This is a genomic window from Halorientalis sp. IM1011 (assembly GCF_001989615.1).
Taxonomy (GTDB): Archaea; Halobacteriota; Halobacteria; order Halobacteriales; family Haloarculaceae; genus Halorientalis.
In genome coordinates this window covers 1,011,322-1,028,794 of sequence record NZ_CP019067.1, presented here as the reverse complement: position 1 = coordinate 1,028,794, position 17,473 = coordinate 1,011,322, and the positions used below count along the sequence as shown (strand labels likewise).

Sequence of the window (17,473 nt, the reverse complement as noted above, 5' to 3'; positions counted from 1 at the left end):
ATAGCGGAGCTGGTCCCGAGACATGTTTGGATCTCCTCACACCCACCCTGACGAACCGACGAGTCACGAGCGCCGGACCCTCACGACGCAGTTCGATCCCGCGAGTGGACGGGCGCTCTCTACCGACGTGGTCGAATCGGTCGCCGCAGTGCTGGACGCCGAGACGACCGCCATTACCCCCCTCTACGAGGTGGTCGACCCGACCGCACTCGACAGCCTGTTCGACTCGACGCCGGCCGAGGCGGACCGGGGACCGATCACCGTCTCCTTTCGATACGAAGCGTGTCGGGTGACGGTCCGATCGGACGGCCGGATCGTCGTCTCGGCACCGGATCGCGATCGGCGGTGATACCCGCGGCTGTCGCTCACTGCCGGCCCGAAGCGCAGTCGAACAGCAACATCAGCAACTTGCGTTCGGCGGCGTGGATGTGCTCCGAGAACGTCGCGGAGGCGATTCCCAGTTCGTCGGCCACGTCGGCCCCTGTACACTCCCGGGGCCACTCGTAGTAGCCGGCCTCGTAGGCCGCCCGGAGGACCTCCCGCTGGCGCTCCGTGAGTCGTTCGTCGAGGACCTGCTGGAACACCGATTCCGAGAAGAGCGGCGAGAACGATTCCTTGCGCCGCTTGGAGACGAGGCTGATCTCGGCCGTCGCGTCCAGAAACGTCTCGACGATGTCGGCCGGGTCGAACCGCGGCGGAACCTCGGCGACGATGCGCCCCTCCCCGTCCGCGGCCGTGACTTCCCGCGGCAGTGCGCCCAGTTCCGCGAGCCTGACCGCCGGACAGAACTCGCTGGTGTTGAACTCGAACAACCCGCCCGTCTCGTAGGTTTCGAGGAGCGATACGTCCGGCGTCTCCGCTCCGGTCGCGAGCGAGAGGATCCGGTCCGGGTCGATTCCTCGCACGTTGAAGAACTCGGCGTAGTCCCCGTCGCCGCGGGGTACCATCTCGGCGAGTTCGAAGACGCAGGGCTCCCGATCCGTCACCGAGACGAACGGATAGTCGTCGTTACGGACCGCAAACTCGACCTCGACGACGGAGTCGGCCTGCTCTATGGAGGGGGTCCCGGACATGGGTAACTGTCGACACTGACTCACGCACTCCTTTTGTGTGTTGTGGCCACACCCATTAATTATACTTTCATGACGTGAAAGGCGGCCGCTACCTTCCGATATCGCTCCAGTCAGTCGCTCTCCCCCATTCGGTCGATGACACAAATTCAGGTTGAAGTTTCCACGAGGCTTATAGTACCGGTCCCACAAGGGGAGCGTGATTGCAGTACCCTCCAACACATGGCGCTCGGTGACGTCTTCGCCGCCCCGCTCGGGCTGGCCGCGCTCGCCGCCCTCGTCCCGCTGCTCGTGCTGTACCTGATCCAGCCGGATCCGCGGGAACTCCCCCTGCCGACCGTCGCGTTCCTCCAGTCCGACCCGGACGAGGGCGGCACGAACCCGATTCTGGAGCGACTGCGCCGGAACCTCCTCCTGCTGTTGCAGGTGCTCGCCATCGTCCTGCTCGCGGTCGGACTCGCCGCGCCGTACGTGACGACGACGCGTGAGGTCAGCGCCCAGCCCACGGTGCTCGTGGTCGACGCTTCCGCGAGCATGGCGACCGAGACGGGCGACGGGACCCGCTTCGCCGAAGCCGTCGCGACCGCGAAGGAGTCCGTCGGCACGCCGACGACGGTCGTCGTCGCCGGGGAATCCGTCCGGACGCCGGTCGCCGAGGCCGACCCCGAGGATGCGCGCTCGGCCCTCGACGGGGTACGTGTCACGCACGCGCCCGGGGACCTCCGCGGAGCCATCGAGCGCGCCCGTGAACTCGCCGGTTCCGAGAGTCGCGTCCTCGTGTTCAGCGACTTCGCCGGCGGCACCGGACAGGGTGCGGCCGGCTGGAAACAGGCCGCCGCGTCGGTCCGTGCCAGCGGCGCGACGCTTTCCCTCCGGCAGTTCGACGCGGGGCCGACCGAGAACGTCGGTATCGTCGGCCGGTCGTTCGAGGACCGGCAGGTCATCTTCCGTGTCGCGAACACCGGGGCGACCGAGGCCGAGCGGACCCTGACGTTCGCCGGCCGCTCCGAGACGGTGTCGCTCCAGCCCGGCGACCGGCGCTCGGTCGCCTTCCCGCTGCCCACCGCGTCGGCGACCGCACGGCTGGACGGGAGCGACGCGTTCCCGGTCGACGACCGCGTGCCCGTCGCCGTGCCCGACGAGCGGGCCGAGGACACCCTGCTCGTGACCAACGGGGACAACCGGAATCTCCGGACGGCACTGGCGGTGATCCCGACGGTGAACGTGACCGTCCGGGAGCCCCCCGTGTCGACGACCGGCGACTACGACGCCGTGGTGTTCGCCGACGTGGTCCCCGATCGAGTGCTCGGGGCGACCGTCGAGACCGCCCGGGAAACCGCCGCGGACGGCGGGGGCGTCCTGATCCAGAGCCAGCGCAACGTCGACGCGGTCGGCTACGGGGACCTGTTGCCGGTCACGCCCGGCGAGGTACGGGAATCCGGCGGCATCGGCAACGTCACCAGCCACCCCGTGACCACCGGCTTCGACTTCCCGGCACCGGACCACCACCTCGGCGCGACGGCGACCGGGACCTCGCTGGTGACCCTGTCCGATGGCTCGCCGCTGCTGGCCGCCGGCGGGTACGAGGGCGGCCGGACGCTGTACTACGGCTACCTGCCCAACCAGACGGCCTTCCGCTACGACTACCGCTATCCCGTGTTCTGGAAGCGGGCGATCCACTGGCTGGCCGGCCGGCCCTCGCTGTCCGATCTGAACCGCGAAACCGGGACGACGCTCCAGCTGGACGAGGAGACGACCGTCGAGACGCCGACCGGCCAGCGGACGACCGCGACGGTGCAGATCGATCGCGTCGGCACCTACCGGACCGCGGATCAGCGGGTCAGCGCGGCCCTGCTCTCCCCCGGCGAGTCGAACGTGAGTGCCGCCGCCGTGGATGCAGGCAGCGACGAGGGAAGCGACGGCGGTCCCACGACCGGCGAACAGGTACGCCAGGACCTCACGCCGCTGGTCCTGCTCGGCCTGCTCGGACTGCTCGGGGCCGAACTGGGCTATCTCCGTCGGCGGGGTGACATCTGATGGCGGTCGAGACGACGCTCGCGGGGCTCCGGATGGGTCTCCAGCGGCCGCTCGTGCTGGTCGCCCTCCCGGTCGCGGCGGCCCTGCTGGTCGTCGTCTTCCGCCGGCGCGAGCGGGCGGTGTTCACGGGGCGGTCGCGGGCGCTGTTTCTCGCCTCGCGGCTCCTGCTGGTGACCCTGCTGGTCGTCGCGGCCGCCGGTCCCTACACGCTGGCGACGACGGACTCGGCGGGGGAGCCGACGGTGACGATGCTCGTGGACCGCTCGGACAGCATGGCGACGACCGACGCCGCGGCGGGCGACCTCGCGGCCGCGATCGAGGACGAGGGCGTCGCGGTCCAGACCCGGACGGTAGGCGGCGAATCGGGCTCGCCGGTCGGCGACGCAGTGACGAGCGCGCTCTCCCCCAACGGGAGCGTCCTCCTGGTCTCGGACGGGCGGGTGACCGACGGCCGCTCGCTCGACGCGGCCGCCGGCGTCGCCGAGCAGGTGAACGCCTCGATCCACGCCGTCGAACTCGACGCGAACCGGACCGAGCGCGTGGTTAGCATCAGCGGGCCGGCCAAGACCAGTACGGGCGTGGCCAACCAGTTCCGCGTGACCGTCGACGGCACCGGTCTCGACGACACCGAGACCACGCTGACCGTCAGCGTCGACGGCCAGCAGGTGCGCGAGGCGACCGTCGAGGGAACGGGGGGCGTCACGTTCACCTACAACTTCAGTTCGACCGGGAGTCACCGTGTGACCGCCCGGATCGAGGGAGGTGACGTGTACGACCGCAACGACGTGTTCCGCAAAACGGTGCGAGTGGTCGAACCCCCGAAGATCCTCTACGTCGCCCGCGGGGAGTACCCCTTCGGCGAGTTCCTGGGGAACGTCTACGACGTGGACCGGCGGGAGTCGATCCCGTCGAACCTCTCTCAGTACTACGCCGTCGTGGTCCAGAACGTGGCCGCCGGCGACCTCGGCAACGTGAGCGCGCTCCAGCGAGCAGTCATCGACGGCACGGGCCTGGTCACTGTCGGCGGACCGAACGCCTTCGAGCGGGGTGGCTACCGCGAGTCACTCGTGACCGACATGCTCCCGGTCACCATCGGGGAGGGCGGCGAGACCTCGCGGGTGGTCGTCGCGGTCGACATCTCCGGCAGCACGAGCGGGTCGATGTCGGCCCAGCAGGCGCTCGCGCTGGACGTGCTCGATCAACTGGGCGACGACAACCGCGTCGGGATCGTGGCGTTCAACAGCCAGACCTACCGCATCGCCGGGCTCACCGGGCTGGGGGGTTCCCGGTCCTTCCTCGAGGATCGGATCCGCCGGCTGGAGAGCTCGGGGAGTACGGACGTGAGCGCCGGGATCGAGGGGGCGACACAGATGCTGGGGTCGAGCGGGACGATCATCCTGCTGACCGACGGGCGCGCACAGGCCGGGAACGCACCGGGCGCGGCGGCCCGAGCTAGCGAGCGCGGCATCGAGGTGATCCCCGTCGGCGTCGGCGAGGGAATCGCCGTCGACTACCTCCGCAAGGTAGCCGAGGCCGGCGGCGGCCCCTTCCTGCGGGCCGACGAGTCCAGCAAACTCCGGATCGAGTTCGGCGGCGAGACGCGCCAGTTCCAGGGCAGCGGTCTCACGGTGCTCGACCGGTCGCACTTCATCACGAGCGGCGTCGAGTTCGCCGCCCAGCCGGGCCGGACCCACTCGGTCTCGGCGGCACAGGGGGCGGACCTGCTGGTCGCCGGATCGGACGGCGCGCCCGCGATCACGGCCTGGCGATACGGGCTGGGGCGTACCGTCGCGATCACAGCCTACGGCGAGAGCGGGGGGCTGGACGGCCTGCTCTCGGCCCCGGACTCGCTGGGGATCACCAAGTCCGTCAACTGGGCCATCGGCGACCCCGAACGGCTGGCGACCGGCATCACGTCCGTCTCGGACGCCCGCGTCGGCAGTCCCGTTACAGTTGCCTACGAGGGCAATAACCGTCCATCGGCCGACGGCTACCGGTTCAGGCAGGTAGATACCGACCAGTACGAGGCCACGTTCGTGCCGGCGGAATCCGGATACCGGTCGCTCCTGTCGGCCGAGTACGCCGTGAACTACCCGCGGGAGTACGCGGCCTTCGGTCAGTCGCGGGCCGTCCGGACCGCCGTCGAGCGCACCGGCGGCGAGGTGTTCGAGTCGGATCGGGCCGCGGCCATCGCCGACCGGGTCCGTCAGCAGGCTACCACTGTGGAAACAGTCACCAGGGAGTGGACGTGGCTCGTCCTCGTCGTCGCCCTCGTGCTGTACCTCCTCGAGGTCGGCACGCGGCGACTCGTTCGCATCAGACAACCATGATCGGAACCAGACTCAACGTCGTCTTGCTCGCCGTGGTCGGACTGACAGTCCTCGGCGTCGCCGGCGTCACCGTCTACTACGAGTACAGCGTCGGCGACGTGACCGACCGCGCGGAACGGCTCGCATCGGAGAACGCGGCCGCCGAGGAGGAACTCGCGACCGTCCGGGCCGACCTGAACGAGACCCGGGACCGGCTCGACTCGATCAACGAGAGCCTCGAAACCCGACAGACGGACCTGCAGGACCTGACGGGCCAGCTGAACGCGGCCGAGCGCAACCTCTCGGACGCCCGCGACCGGATCGACCGGCTCGAATCCGAACGGGAGGACCTCCAGCGCGAGGTCGACGACCTCCTGAACGAGCGGGCGGACCTCCGGGACCGGGTGGACGACCTCGAAGCGCGACGCGACGAACTGATCGCGGAGAACACCGACCTCGAACGACGCAACTCGAACCTCGAGGACCTGACAGACGAGTTGAACAGCACCATCGACGACCGCGAGGACCGGATCGACGATCTGGAGGGGGACAAGGAGGATCTGCAGAACGATCTGGACGACCTCTGTGGCAAGATCGACAACAGTTCGCAGTACCAGGAGTGTAACTGACAATGAACGAGAACCACGAGCCGAGTGATGACGCCGACGAGGTGGCGGCAAGCGGCGAACCCGACGGGACCGAACCGAGCGCGGAGCGCGAAACGATCGAACGGGCGGTCCAGGCGATCAGACGCGAGGGGCAGAAGGCGGCCGCGTTGCACGCGGTGGTCGACGCCACGGCCGTCTTCCTCGTCGCGAACCTGCTGACGCGGGTGTTCGCGGTCCCGCTACCGGCGGTCGGACCGGTCCGTGGGGGCACCGTCGCGGCCGTCGGGGTCGCCCTGCTGGCCGGTGCGGTCGAGTTCGCCCTTCGGGTGCGCTACTACACGGTCGAGCGGTTCGAGGCGGCCAATCCGGTCGTCGCGGACGCGCTCCGGACCGCCCGTGACGCCGCCCGGTCGGGAGCCGAGACGCCGATGGCCCGCCGGCTCTATCGCACGGTGACCGACAGGCTGGAGGCGACGAGCGCCGGTGGCTTCCTCCACACCCGCTGGCTGTCGGTCAGCGCCGTCGTGGTCGTCCTTGCGAGCGCGCTGACCGTTCAGGCGGCCGTCGCCGGCGTCACGTTCGCGCCGACGACGAACACTACCGACACCGAGGGGTCGGAGTCGTTCGGCGGGGAGGACAACGGCGTCTCCGAACTCCAGAACCCCGACGACGTCCTCGGCGAGCCCAAAGAGCCCGCCGACGGCCGGGAGGAACTCGACGTGAACTTCTCGCGGAGCAGTGGCGGCGGGTCCGGGGATCAAGTCGACAGCTACGAGGACAGCGGGCTGTCCTCGGGCGGCGACGCCGTCGCGGCCCGTCAGGCCGGCTTCGCCGCCGAACGGAACCTCGAAGACGCGGATCTGGTCCGGGAGTACAACCTGCGCGTTCAGCGTGATACCGATGACTGACGACACACTCGACGACGACGAGGTGGATAGAATTCAAGATCGACTCGCCGCGGTCCGCTCGGAGGTGCGAAAGCGCCTCGTCGGCCAGGAGGCAGTGCTTGATCAGGTGCTCGCCTGCCTGCTCGCCGACGGGAACGCACTCCTGGAGAGCACGCCCGGGCTGGGCAAGACGATGCTCGTTCGGACCATCGCCGAGGTCACCGACTGCTCGTTCTCGCGGGTCCAGAACACGCCGGACCTGATGCCGAGCGACATCACGGGCACCGAGATCATCCGGGAGACCCGCGACGGCCGGGAGTTCGTCTTCGAACCCGGGCCGATCTTCGCCAACGTCGTGCTGGCCGACGAGATCAACCGTGCGACGCCCAAGACCCAGGCCGCGCTGCTTGAGGCGATGCAGGAGCGACAGGTCACCGCCGGCGGCGAGACCCGGAAGCTCCCGGACCCGTTCTTCGTGCTGGCGACACAGAACCCCGTCGAGCAAGACGGGACCTACCCGCTCCCGGAGGCCCAGAAGGACCGCTTCCTGGCGAAGGTGCTCGTCGATTACCCGGACGACGACGCCGAGCGGGAGATCGTCGACCGGTACACCGGCCGCGTCGACGCCGACATCCCGGTCGAACAGCAGCTGACGACCGGGGACCTCCTTCGTAGCCAGGAACTCGTCCGGCAGGTTCCCATCGCCGAGGACCTGCGTGATCGGGCCGTCGAACTGGTGCGAGCGACCCGCTCGGCCGACCGGCTGGAGTACGGGGCGAGCCCGCGGGCGAGCATGGGACTGGTCGTGCTGGCGAAGGCCCGCGCGTTCATGGCTGGACGCGCACACGTGACCGGCGAGGACGTGGAGGCGATGGCGCGCCCGGTACTGCGACACCGGGTCATCGTGGACTTCCGGGCCGAACGGGACGGCGTGACGGCCGACGACGTGATCGGGGACCTGCTGTGATCGAACCGACCTTCCTCGACGAACTGGCGCGGTTCGACCCCTCCGTCCAGCGCCGGGTCGACGCCGTCCAGCAGGGCGAGCAGCGCTCGACGGAGGTCGGGGAGGGGCTGACCTTCAGCGACCACCGGAAGTACACGCCCGGCGACGACACCAGGCTGGTCGACTGGCGGGTGTACGCCCGCACAGAGGAGCTGTACGTCAAACAGTACGAGGCCGAGCGCAACCTCACCGTCCACGTCCTCGTGGACGCCAGCGAGTCGATGGACTTCGGGGGCCACAGGGACGAGTCGGCGACCCCCCACAAGTTCGAGTACGCGGCCAAACTGGGCCTGGGCTTCGCCGCGCTCGCCGCCGCCGAGGGGAACGACTTTCGATTCTCACTGCTCGGCGAGACCTTCGAGCGGATCGACCGCAACCGTTCGACGCAGGGCGAGGTCCTGCGGTTGATCGAACAGTTGAACGGGACCGAGCCGTCGGGGGAGACGGACTTCCGGACGGCCTGTGCGGACTACGCCGCGACCATCGACTCGAAGTCGCTCGTCCTCGTGGCGAGTGACTTCCTCGGCGACCCCGCCGAGATCGAGGCGGGCCTGGCCGCCCTCCAGCGCAACGACTGCACGCTCGCGCACGTCCTCGCGCCCGAGGAGCGAGACCCACCGGCCCGTGGTGACACGATCTTCCGCGATCCGGAGGCCGACACGAGACTGCGGACCTACTTCGGCGCGACCGTCGAACGCCGGTACCACGACCGCCTCCAGTCCCACCTCGACGATATCGAGGCGGTCGGGGACTGGATGGGGGCGCGCCACGTCGCAGTCGACACCGGCGCGGACTTTTTCGACACCTTCGGTGACGTCTGGGTGGAGTGAACAGGCGGCCGAGCGAGCAAACCGGTTCGTCGACGCCTTCCGGCCGCATACCCGACCCGAACCCACGAGTACGCCGGATCAGTTCGTGATATCCACCGAGGTATTTTATTACACCAACATATCGGGACAGGATACAATGGCGTTTCAGGCGACACCGTACACGATCCCGCTGGCGCTCGCGGCCGTGATCGTCGGCGCGTTGCTCGTGCTCACCCTCATGAAACGACAGCAGAAAGGGGCCTATCTCATGCTCGCGTTGTTCACACCGATCGTGGTGTGGTCGGTCAGTTACGCGCTCCAGCTGGCGAGTACGACCCTCGATCAGGCGTTGCTGTGGAACAGCGTCCGGTTCATCGGACCCGCATTCGCGTCGCTCGCGTTCCTGCTCTTTGCATTCCAGTACACTGACCGCGAGGAGTTGCTGACGCGGCGCAACGTCGCCCTGCTGGCGGCGATTCCCACGCTCACGATCGTCCTCGTGTGGACGGACTTCTTCGGCCTGCACGACCTCGTCCGGGTCGAGGCCGAGATGGTCACGCAGGGCGGTATCGACCGGCTCTCGATCACCTACGGACCGTGGTACTACGTCCACGCGCTGTACTCGCTGGGCGTGTCCTTCGCCGCCGTGGGACTGTTCGCCGCCTACTGGCCGTCGGTCTCGGGCCGGAAACTCCGCCAGACCCAGCTGTTCCTGTTCGGCGGCCTGTTCCCGACCGTCGGCAGCCTGGTGTACGCCGCGGATCTGACCGCCATCGACTGGGGTCCGGTCACCTACATCGTGACCGCGATCACGCTCACTGCGGCGATCTTTTACTACTGACTCGGAACCGATCGTTTTCGTCCGTTCCCATGCCGAGTGTCAACACTTACCGCGACACGAGTGCCTTTGTCGGTGGGGACTGACACGTTCGTATGACCGAGACCGCAGTCGAGGAGATCATGACGACACCAGTGCTCACCGTCGCGCCCGACGAGACGCTGTCGGACGCCGCGTGGGCGATGCGCGACACGGCGATCAAGTCCGTCGCGGTCATCGACGCGGACTGCGAACCAGTGGGTATCCTCACGTCGACGGACTTCGTCCAGCTGGCGGCCGACGACGTGGATCCGTCCGAGACCACCGTCGAGGAGCGGATGACGACGACCGTCGAGACGATCGGGCCGGACGCGACGGTGTCCGAGGCCGCGACCTACCTGCTGGACAGCGGCTTCAACCACATTCCGGTCGTCGACGGCGACGTGGTCGGCATCCTCACGACGACCGACATCCTGCGTCACACCGCCAGTACCGCGCCCGCCTGAACCGGGAGCGAGATTTAAGCAAGTCCAGGTCGTGTGCGTTCGTATGTGTCACGGAATAGCACCCGGATTCGTCCTGCGCGACGAGATCGCCGAGGAACTGCTGAAAGAGGTCAGAGCGGACGACGAGAGCGACGCGACGGCCGACGGGACACCGTCGTTCGCGAGCGAGGGTGAACCGGCCGGCGAGGCCATCACGGGCGGTGCCACGGACCGGTCCGATCGACCCACGGGCGGTCCGAAGTGATCCGTAGGGTCACTCCGGCGAGGGGTCGTAATCGGGGCCGACCCGGAGATTCAGTGTCTGGGGGCGGATCGCCATCGTCACTCGCTCGTGCTCGCTCACCTCGCCGTCCCGGCTGAAGGTGATCGGGCCGTCGTGGCCCGTGACGGTGATCCGCCCGGCCTGGATGTGGGTGACGCCCTCGGTGCCCTGGCCGAGCACGCGGTGGCGAATCGCCTCGGTGACCAGGTCGCCCGCCGGCATGTTCTCGACCACCGCCACGTCGAACAGCCCGTCGGCCATGTCGGCCTGTCCGCCCTCCTCGACGAAGCGGCGCGCGTTCCCCACCAGCAGACAGATCGCCTCGCCGTCCCAGGTCTCGGCCTCGGTTTCGAGACGCACGTCCAGTCCGTCGAACTCCCGAGCCTGCTGGACGCCGGTGAGCAGGAACGCGAGCGTCCCGAACCGTCCCTTCAGTTCGCTGGAGGTGGCGACGCTGGCCTCGGCGGGAAAGCCGGCGATACAGGAGACGACGAAGGGTTCGTCGCCGGCCATCCCCACGTCGACGGTCGCGACCTCGCCCGTGTCCGCGATCTCGACGGCGTCTTCGATCCCCTCGATTCCGACGGTCCGCCCGAGAATGTTGGCCGTCCCGGTCGGGATCACCGAGAGCGTCACGTCGGTGAGGTGGTCGGCGGCGTCCAGCCCCCGGAGGACCTCGTTTATCGTCCCGTCGCCGCCACAGACGGCGAGTTCCGAGACCGCCGCTTCGCCGGCCTCGCGGGCCAGTCGACGGGCGTCGCCCGCGCCCTCGGTGTGATCGACCGCGAACCCCCGACCGCGGAGAAGTCGCGTGACGTACTCGGCGTGATCCCCCGTTCCGCTGACGGGGTTGAGGATGCACCGGCGTGACCCGACCTGCATACGTGCCCGTTCGTCCGTCGTGTATTTAATCCGGGTGAACCGCGCTGGCCTCGACGGATCGACGGTCGAACTGGCCCGAATGTTCAAGCCGTCGGGGAAGCGATCCATCTCCGTTCGATGCGAACCGACTACGACGCGATCATGGACGACTTCGCCACCAGGGCCGGGATGGACAACATGGCCAACGCCGAGCGGGCGGCCATCGAGACGCTGCTCACGCTCGGGGAGTCGCTCCCGACGGCCGAGGCGGACGCGCTCGGGGTCGTCCTCCCGGGGGCGCTGGGCGACGCGATCACCGAACGCCGCGACACCCACGAGGAACGGACCGCCGACGAGTTCGTCGTACAGGTCGCCGATCGCGAGGGCATCGGGTTCAGCCCCGAGGACGCCGTCATCCACGCCCGGTCGCTCGTGGCCACCGTCGCCGCCCACGGCGGGGCCGAGGAACTCCGACGCGCCCGCGAGTCCCTCCCCGAGAGCTTCGACCCGCTGTTCGAGACGGCCGAACTCGCGGGCTGAGACGACCTATCGTGTGAATCCTACACACGATTCACCGACAGGCTCTTAGTATTCTGTCCCATTCTAGCCGACACGATGATGCTCCCGACCCACGCCCTCGCGGGGATGGTGCTGGCCCTCCCGGTCGCGGTCGCGGCTCCCGAGTTCGCGCCCGTCGCCCTCGCTGCGGGCTTGGCGGGTGGCGTCCTCCCGGATCTCGACATGTACGTCGGCCACCGGAAGACGCTGCACTACCCGGTCTACTTCTCCGGGCTCGCGGCCGGGGCGCTCGTGGTCGCGCTGGTCGTCCCCACAGCCCTCACCGTCGGCCTCGCCGTCTTCCTGCTCGGCGCGGCCCTCCACAGCGTCACCGACGTGTTCGGCGGCGGCCTGGAGTTACGCCCCTGGGAGGGAACGTCGGACCGGGCCGTCTACAGCCACTACCACGGGGAGTGGATCGCCCCCCGTCGATACGTCGGCTACGACGGGTCACCCGCCGATTTCCTCCTCTCCGGCGTGCTCGCCGCCCCGCTGCTGGTGACCGTCGATGGCCCCTTCCGCCTGGCCGTCCTCGCTGGGCTGGCCGTCGCCGTCGTCTACACCGCCGTCCGGCGCGTCCTCCCGACGCTGGCCGAGCGACTCGTCGAGGCGTACGGACCGGTTCTGCCCGGCGTCGTCCTGTCTAACCTCCCGGCGCGATACTGTCAGGGAACCGGCGCCGACGAGGGGTAGTTTCTCGTGGCAGGCGATACTTGACCCAGTCAGATGATACGAACGAGCGCCGACGGACCCCGTCGGACGGTGTGCCGACGCTCCGGAGGTGACGAGCGTGGCTGACGTCGTCGCCGGGCTGGCGCTGGCCCTGCAACTCGCCATCCTCGGGACCCTCGGCGAGGCCGCGCGCCGCCGGAACGTCGCCGCGATCGTGAACGCACTGTTCGCGCTGGCCGTGACCCTGCTTCCGGCACTGGCGGCCGTCATCGCGCCGTCGATCACCGTCGATCCGACCGTCCCGCTGTGGATCGCGCTGGCCGGCTTCCTCCACTCGCTGGGGATGCTCGGCCTCTACGAGACGCTCTGGTGGTGGGACCACCTCACCCACACCGTCTCCGCGGCGCTGGTCGCCGCCCTGCTGTACGCCGCGCTGCTGGTCGCGTACCCGCTCTCCGCGGGCGTCCTCGCGGTCGCCACGGTCGGCTTCACCTTCGCCGTCGGCGTCTTCTGGGAACTGATCGAACTCGTCGCCCGCGAGGTCGGCGACCGGTTCGACGTCGAACCGGTGCTGGTCCACTACGGCTGGCGCGACACCGCTTTCGACCTGGTCTTCGACGTGGTCGGCGCCCTGCTGATCGTGGGCTTCGAGGTCGGTGTGTTCGTCCCAATCGTCGATCGGTTCCCACAGGTCGCCGAGACACTCGTGATCGGTGGCGGTGGCGTCGTACTGGTGGGGTCGCTCGTGATGACCGTCGTCGTGTGGCCGGTGGCGGAGTGATCGAGAACAGGCGGGAAACGGGGAAATACGTCCGAGTCGGTCACACCCGACGCTGGGAGCGCCCGCTCTAGAGATCCGTCAGCCGGATCTCGTCGTCGGTGACCGTCTCGACGGCCTCTTCCTGCAGCGGGTAGCCGTCTTCCTCGTCGACCTCTTCCCAGCCGAGTGCCGTCTTGAGCCGCGTGGTGATGTCGGGATCGGGATCGACGTAGGCCGTCCCGTATCTGACTGCGCTCACGATGCCGACTTCGTCGCCGTTCTGGTCCACGACTGTCGTACCGACGTCGTCCTCGGTGATCTGAACTGTTTCCATCGCGACTGTATCTTCCGACGTCGTGATGGTCGGCGTTGTGCTTGCCTTCGCACCCCACTTTTCAGGGCGCGGCGTCCCGGTTCGAAGTGTACGCTGTCGGTAAAAGGTGCTAATATAGGGGTCCGTTCTATGTGCACTCGATGAGTACGATCGTCGAAGCGGCCATCCCAGCCGAGGAGTTCGCCCTGCACCAGACGCTGGAGGAGGGGGAGGGTGTCGAGTTCGAGGTGGTCCGGGTCGTCGAGGACGGGACCGACCGCGCCATGCCGTTCCTGTGGGCGACCGCGGACGACCTCGCCGAGCTGTCCGACCTGCTGCAGGCCGACCCGAGTACGCAAAACGTCGAGACGCTCACCGAACTCGACGACGAACTCCTCGTCCGGATGGAGTGGATCGCGCACATCCGCGTCATCCTCTACATCATCCTCGAAGAGAACGCGTCGATTCTCAGCGCCTACGGGAAAGGCCGCGAGTGGCAGTTCCGCATCCTCTTTCCCGAACACGACTCCGTCTCGACGACGCACGACTTCTGTGAGGAGTACGACATCGACCTCACGTTCGACAGCATCTACGAACTCTCCGAATCCATCCGTCGGGGGAGATACGGCCTCACCGAGGACCAGTACGAGACCCTGCTCGAGGCCTACGAGGCGGGATACTACGACATCCCCCGGAAGACGGACCTCACCGACCTCGCCGAGGACCGGGAGATCTCCCACCAGGCGCTGTCCGAGCGGATTCGGCGCGGCCACAGCGAGTTGATCGAGACGACGCTCCGCCCGGATCCCACGGACCACGACTGACCCCCCGGGTTTCGCTCGCAGGCACAGCCCCCATGAGAAGTGGGCCGTAACCGGCACCGATGACCGGATCCATCTCCCAGACGCAGCTCGATGCGGCCGTCATCGACGCCAACGGGCAGCGGATCGCGACCGTCGTCCGCGTCGAGGACGGCGTGCCCTACGTTCAGCCCGCAGAGACTGTCGACCCAACCGCACGGCGCGCACTCCACTGGGACGGCGACGACCCGCCACACCGACTCATGCTCGCTCACGTCGAGTCGGTCACGAGCGACGAGATCCGTCTCGAGAGCAATCTCTGAGCCGCCATCGCCGTCGTCGGCCCCCACAGACCCCCGACGCGGCTTTCGCGTGCAGGCCGGACACTGAACGACGGGACGGTCGAAGCCGGGGTCACCATGGACTTCCAGACACTCGTGACGCGACACGTGGTCGAAGCCACGCCGGACACCCGACTCGGGACCGTGCGGTCGCGGCTGGAAGACGAGTCGACCGACGCCGTCCTCGTCGTCGACGGTGAGGTGCGCGGCGCGATCCTGCCGCGGGACCTGCTCCGCTCGCGGCTGAGCGACGACGCCGAGGCACAGGCCGTCATGCGTTCGGTCCCGACGGTCGAGTGGGGAACGGACGCTCGTGAGATCGCGCGGCTGCTCGTCGAGAACGAGACGACGATCGTCCCCGTCGTCGACGACGGCGAGACCCCCGGTGCCGTCACCAGGGACAGCTTACTCCGGGAGATCCTCGACGACCTCGACGCCCTCGACGTGGCCGACGTCCACACTCGCGATCCAGTCACGGTCGAGCCTGAGACGACGATGGGCGAAGTGATCAACACGCTCCGGGAGAACAACGTCTCCCGGCTTCCCGTCGTCGACGACGGCGACCTCGTGAGCGTGGCCACCACCGACGACCTCGTCGAGTTCGTCACGCGCGCCACGGACGCGGCCGCACGGGGGGATCGGGGCGGCGACAAACCGTCACTGATCGAGTTGCCGGTCGAGAACGTCACGAGTCGGCCCGCCGAGACGATCACGCCGTCGGCGACCCTGCGGGACGCCGTCGAGAAGATGTTCGACGCCGGGGTGGACGGCCTCGTGGTCGTCGGCGACGAACGCGACGACCCGGGGACCGAGACCGAGGTCCGTGCCGTCCTCACGAAGACGGACGTGCTCGGGGCGCTCACCTACACCGACGAGTCGCACCTCCAGGTGCAGGTGACCAATCCGGGGTATCTCCGCGAGATCGACCGCGCGGAGGTCGCCGCGCACATCGAGTCGATCACCGAGAAGTTCGAGGAACTGGACGTCCTCCACGCTCGGGTGGACTTCCAGCGACACGACGAACAGCATCGCGGAGATCCGTTGGTTCGGTGTCAGGCGCGCCTGTTCACCGACGAGACGCAACTCGCCGGCACCGGCGAGGGATACGGCGGGGAGAACGCCCTCTCGATCGCGCTCGACAAACTGGAGCGCAACCTGCTCGACCTGAAGGAACAGCGAACCGCCGACGAGGGCCAGCGCAGTCAGGTCCGCCGGAAACTGCAGAACCTCTAGCCCTCGACGTGGCGTTCCAGCGCCCGCACGTTCCACTCGTTTGCCTTCCAGACCGCGTCGAACAGCGGTCCGAGTACCGGGACCGACCCGATCAGGGCGTCGACTCCGACGAGCAGGAGCATCCACAGGAGCGTCCGTCGCGGTGCGTCGAGTCGGTAGGCTTCTAGGACGGGATACAGCGAGAGGACCGCGGCGACGCTGTCGCCCGCGACGGGGAGGACGCCGATGATCGGGTCCAGTCCGATCCGGAAGTCCGTCCCGGGGACGCGGAACGCTTCGTCGAGCAGGTCGGCCATCCCCCGGGCGCGCCTGAGCGCCGCCTCCGCGTCCGCCCCGCTTCCGTCGGCGACCGCCGACCCGTCCATCGAATGTGTCTCGTGGCCTGGCATCGTGTTGGATGCAGGTGGGCGAGGCCCTTCCGCCCACCCCTTGCAGGCACAAGTCCGGGGATCGGAACGGCCCGGAGCGGCGTCCGATTGTGATGGGCTTATCCGGCTGACCGCCCAGTAAGTTCGTATCCGAACATGGATCTCTCGATAGTCGACATCGCACCGGTTCGTGCGGGAGAGACGGCGACGGACGCCTACGAGGACACGGTCGCCCTCGCGCAGGCGGCCGAGCGGCTGGGCTACTCGCGGTTCTGGGTGGCCGAACACCACGGCCTCGCCGACGCCATCGCGAGCACGACCCCCGAAGTGTTGATCTCTCACCTCGCCGCCGAGACCGACGAGATCCGCGTGGGTTCGGGGACGGTCCTGCTCAACCACTACAGCCCGTTCAAGGTCGCCGAGACGTTCAGCGCGCTCGACGCGCTCGCGCCCGGCCGGATCGACCTCGGAGTCGGCCGCGCGACGGGGATGCCGGCCGTCGACCGCGCGTTGCAGTCGGGCCCGCCACGCGCCGGCGACGATCACGCCGAGAAGATCGAAGCCGTCGCCAGCCACGTCTACGACGCTTACCCCGACGACCACCCCTACAGCGACATCGTGATGCCCCGCTCGGAAGAGGGGGTCCCCGAGGTGTGGGTCCTCGGGTCCAGCCCGTCGAGCGCCGAGATCGCCGGCGAACTCGGCCTCCCCTACGCCTTCGCCGCGTTCATCAGGCCGACCGTCGCCGAACGGGCACTGGATACCTACCGCGAGTCGTTCCAGTCCTCGCCGTTCGACGGCGGCCTCGACGACCCTCACAGCATGCTCGCCGTCAACGTCGCCTGTGCCGAGACCGACCACGAGGCCGCGCGCCTCCGTGCGTCCTCCGAGGCCGCCTACCAGCGGATGGCCCGCGGCGCGTTCGGCCCGCCGCCGACCGTCGAGGAGGCCGTCGACGAGATCGGTGGCGTTCCGGACCCGACGCCCGAGTCGCTCGACCCGAGCGAGTGGCCCCGGGCCGTCTCCGGTAGTCCCGAGACCATCGGGACGCTGCTGGAGAACATGACCGACCAGGTCGGGGCCGACGAGGTGATCGTCCAGAACCTCATCGAGGACCCCGAGGACCGGATCCGCTCGCACGAACTGACCGCCGAGGGCGTCGGTCTCGCCGAGTGAGGGCCGCGCCGCGTAACCCCAGAGCGGGTACCGGTTTCGCCGCACAGTCCACCATCTGAGACGGCGTATCGAGGGTTTTG

Annotated in this window: 21 protein-coding genes; 17 read left to right on the top strand and 4 right to left on the bottom strand. The window is 68.6% G+C overall.

Features of this window, described 5'->3' with window-relative positions; all coding sequences use genetic code 11:
- Nucleotides 1–22: 22 nt before the first annotated feature.
- On the top strand, nt 23–349 hold the full coding sequence (locus BV210_RS05260; protein WP_172824877.1) for a HalOD1 output domain-containing protein: 327 nt from the start codon (nt 23–25) through the stop codon (nt 347–349).
- Nucleotides 350–365: 16 nt separating this feature from the next.
- On the opposite strand, the gene BV210_RS05255 is transcribed toward BV210_RS05260, so the two are convergent.
- Nucleotides 366–1,073 (bottom strand): helix-turn-helix domain-containing protein, encoded by a 708-nt coding sequence (locus BV210_RS05255; RefSeq protein ID WP_077205620.1) that lies wholly within the window; start codon nt 1,071–1,073, stop codon nt 366–368.
- A gap of 219 nt (nt 1,074–1,292) precedes the next feature.
- Between BV210_RS05255 and BV210_RS05250 the strand changes: the two genes are divergently transcribed.
- The 9 genes from BV210_RS05250 to BV210_RS05210 all read left to right on the top strand — a co-directional run bounded on the left by BV210_RS05250 (nt 1,293) and on the right by BV210_RS05210 (nt 10,293).
- Nucleotides 1,293–3,107: a BatA domain-containing protein gene (locus BV210_RS05250; RefSeq protein WP_077205619.1), complete on the top strand. Its 1,815-nt coding sequence runs from the start codon at nt 1,293–1,295 to the stop codon at nt 3,105–3,107.
- Nucleotides 3,107–5,437: a VWA domain-containing protein gene (locus BV210_RS05245; protein WP_077205618.1), complete on the top strand. Its 2,331-nt coding sequence runs from the start codon at nt 3,107–3,109 to the stop codon at nt 5,435–5,437. The genes BV210_RS05250 and BV210_RS05245 overlap by 1 nt, the downstream gene beginning before the upstream one ends.
- Nucleotides 5,434–6,045 carry a hypothetical protein gene (locus BV210_RS05240; RefSeq protein ID WP_077205617.1) on the top strand — a complete coding sequence of 204 codons (612 nt, stop codon included), beginning with the start codon at nt 5,434–5,436 and terminating at the stop codon, nt 6,043–6,045. Before BV210_RS05245 ends, BV210_RS05240 begins: the two co-directional genes overlap by 4 nt.
- A 2-nt stretch (nt 6,046–6,047) precedes the next feature.
- Nucleotides 6,048–6,932 (top strand): hypothetical protein, encoded by an 885-nt coding sequence (locus BV210_RS05235; RefSeq protein ID WP_077205616.1) that lies wholly within the window; start codon nt 6,048–6,050, stop codon nt 6,930–6,932.
- Nucleotides 6,925–7,878, top strand: a complete 954-nt coding sequence (locus tag BV210_RS05230; protein ID WP_077205615.1) for a MoxR family ATPase — start codon at nt 6,925–6,927, stop codon at nt 7,876–7,878. The genes BV210_RS05235 and BV210_RS05230 overlap by 8 nt, the downstream gene beginning before the upstream one ends.
- The gene (locus tag BV210_RS05225; protein WP_077205614.1) at nt 7,875–8,747 is read left to right on the top strand and encodes a DUF58 domain-containing protein; all 873 of its coding nucleotides are present in this window, start codon (nt 7,875–7,877) and stop codon (nt 8,745–8,747) included. Before BV210_RS05230 ends, BV210_RS05225 begins: the two co-directional genes overlap by 4 nt.
- 136 nt (nt 8,748–8,883) lie before the next feature.
- Nucleotides 8,884–9,567 carry a histidine kinase N-terminal 7TM domain-containing protein gene (locus tag BV210_RS05220; protein ID WP_077205613.1) on the top strand — a complete coding sequence of 228 codons (684 nt, stop codon included), beginning with the start codon at nt 8,884–8,886 and terminating at the stop codon, nt 9,565–9,567.
- Nucleotides 9,568–9,659: 92 nt separating this feature from the next.
- Complete coding sequence (locus BV210_RS05215; protein ID WP_077205612.1) at nt 9,660–10,049, top strand: cyclic nucleotide-binding/CBS domain-containing protein; 390 nt, start codon at nt 9,660–9,662, stop codon at nt 10,047–10,049.
- Nucleotides 10,050–10,092: 43 nt separating this feature from the next.
- Nucleotides 10,093–10,293, top strand: a complete 201-nt coding sequence (locus BV210_RS05210; RefSeq protein ID WP_077205611.1) for a hypothetical protein — start codon at nt 10,093–10,095, stop codon at nt 10,291–10,293.
- Between the two features lie 9 nt (nt 10,294–10,302).
- Here BV210_RS05210 and BV210_RS05205 read toward each other — a convergent pair whose 3' ends face one another.
- Entirely contained in the window at nt 10,303–11,193 is an 891-nt protein-coding gene (locus BV210_RS05205) for a diacylglycerol kinase family protein (protein WP_077207979.1), read from the bottom strand.
- A gap of 117 nt (nt 11,194–11,310) precedes the next feature.
- On the opposite strand from BV210_RS05205, the gene BV210_RS05200 reads away from it, so the two are divergent.
- The 3 genes from BV210_RS05200 (at nt 11,311) to BV210_RS05190 (ending at nt 13,183) form a co-directional block, all read left to right on the top strand.
- Entirely contained in the window at nt 11,311–11,712 is a 402-nt protein-coding gene (locus BV210_RS05200) for a DUF2267 domain-containing protein (RefSeq protein ID WP_077205610.1), read from the top strand.
- 75 nt (nt 11,713–11,787) lie between these two features.
- On the top strand, nt 11,788–12,423 hold the full coding sequence (locus tag BV210_RS05195) for a metal-dependent hydrolase (protein WP_077205609.1): 636 nt from the start codon (nt 11,788–11,790) through the stop codon (nt 12,421–12,423).
- A 97-nt stretch (nt 12,424–12,520) separates the two neighbouring features.
- Entirely contained in the window at nt 12,521–13,183 is a 663-nt protein-coding gene (locus BV210_RS05190; RefSeq protein ID WP_077207978.1) for a hypothetical protein, read from the top strand.
- Between the two features lie 67 nt (nt 13,184–13,250).
- On the opposite strand, the gene BV210_RS05185 is transcribed toward BV210_RS05190, so the two are convergent.
- Nucleotides 13,251–13,496 (bottom strand): hypothetical protein, encoded by a 246-nt coding sequence (locus BV210_RS05185; RefSeq protein ID WP_077205608.1) that lies wholly within the window; start codon nt 13,494–13,496, stop codon nt 13,251–13,253.
- A 140-nt stretch (nt 13,497–13,636) separates the two neighbouring features.
- On the opposite strand from BV210_RS05185, the gene BV210_RS05180 reads away from it, so the two are divergent.
- The 3 genes from BV210_RS05180 (at nt 13,637) to BV210_RS05170 (ending at nt 15,849) form a co-directional block, all read left to right on the top strand.
- A complete protein-coding gene (locus tag BV210_RS05180; protein WP_077205607.1) occupies nt 13,637–14,299 on the top strand; it encodes a helix-turn-helix domain-containing protein in 663 nt (220 codons plus the stop codon).
- A gap of 59 nt (nt 14,300–14,358) precedes the next feature.
- Complete coding sequence (locus BV210_RS05175; RefSeq protein WP_077205606.1) at nt 14,359–14,598, top strand: hypothetical protein; 240 nt, start codon at nt 14,359–14,361, stop codon at nt 14,596–14,598.
- 96 nt (nt 14,599–14,694) lie between these two features.
- Nucleotides 14,695–15,849 (top strand): CBS domain-containing protein, encoded by a 1,155-nt coding sequence (locus BV210_RS05170; RefSeq protein WP_077205605.1) that lies wholly within the window; start codon nt 14,695–14,697, stop codon nt 15,847–15,849.
- Here the strand turns inward: BV210_RS05170 and BV210_RS05165 are convergent.
- The gene (locus tag BV210_RS05165; RefSeq protein WP_077205604.1) at nt 15,846–16,214 is read right to left on the bottom strand and encodes a DUF4112 domain-containing protein; all 369 of its coding nucleotides are present in this window, start codon (nt 16,212–16,214) and stop codon (nt 15,846–15,848) included. The genes BV210_RS05170 and BV210_RS05165 overlap by 4 nt on opposite strands.
- Before the next feature lie 159 nt (nt 16,215–16,373).
- Between BV210_RS05165 and BV210_RS05160 the strand changes: the two genes are divergently transcribed.
- Nucleotides 16,374–17,393, top strand: coding sequence for an LLM class flavin-dependent oxidoreductase (locus tag BV210_RS05160; RefSeq protein ID WP_077205603.1), 1,020 nt, complete (start codon nt 16,374–16,376; stop codon nt 17,391–17,393).
- The last annotated feature ends 80 nt before the right edge of the window (nt 17,394–17,473 follow it).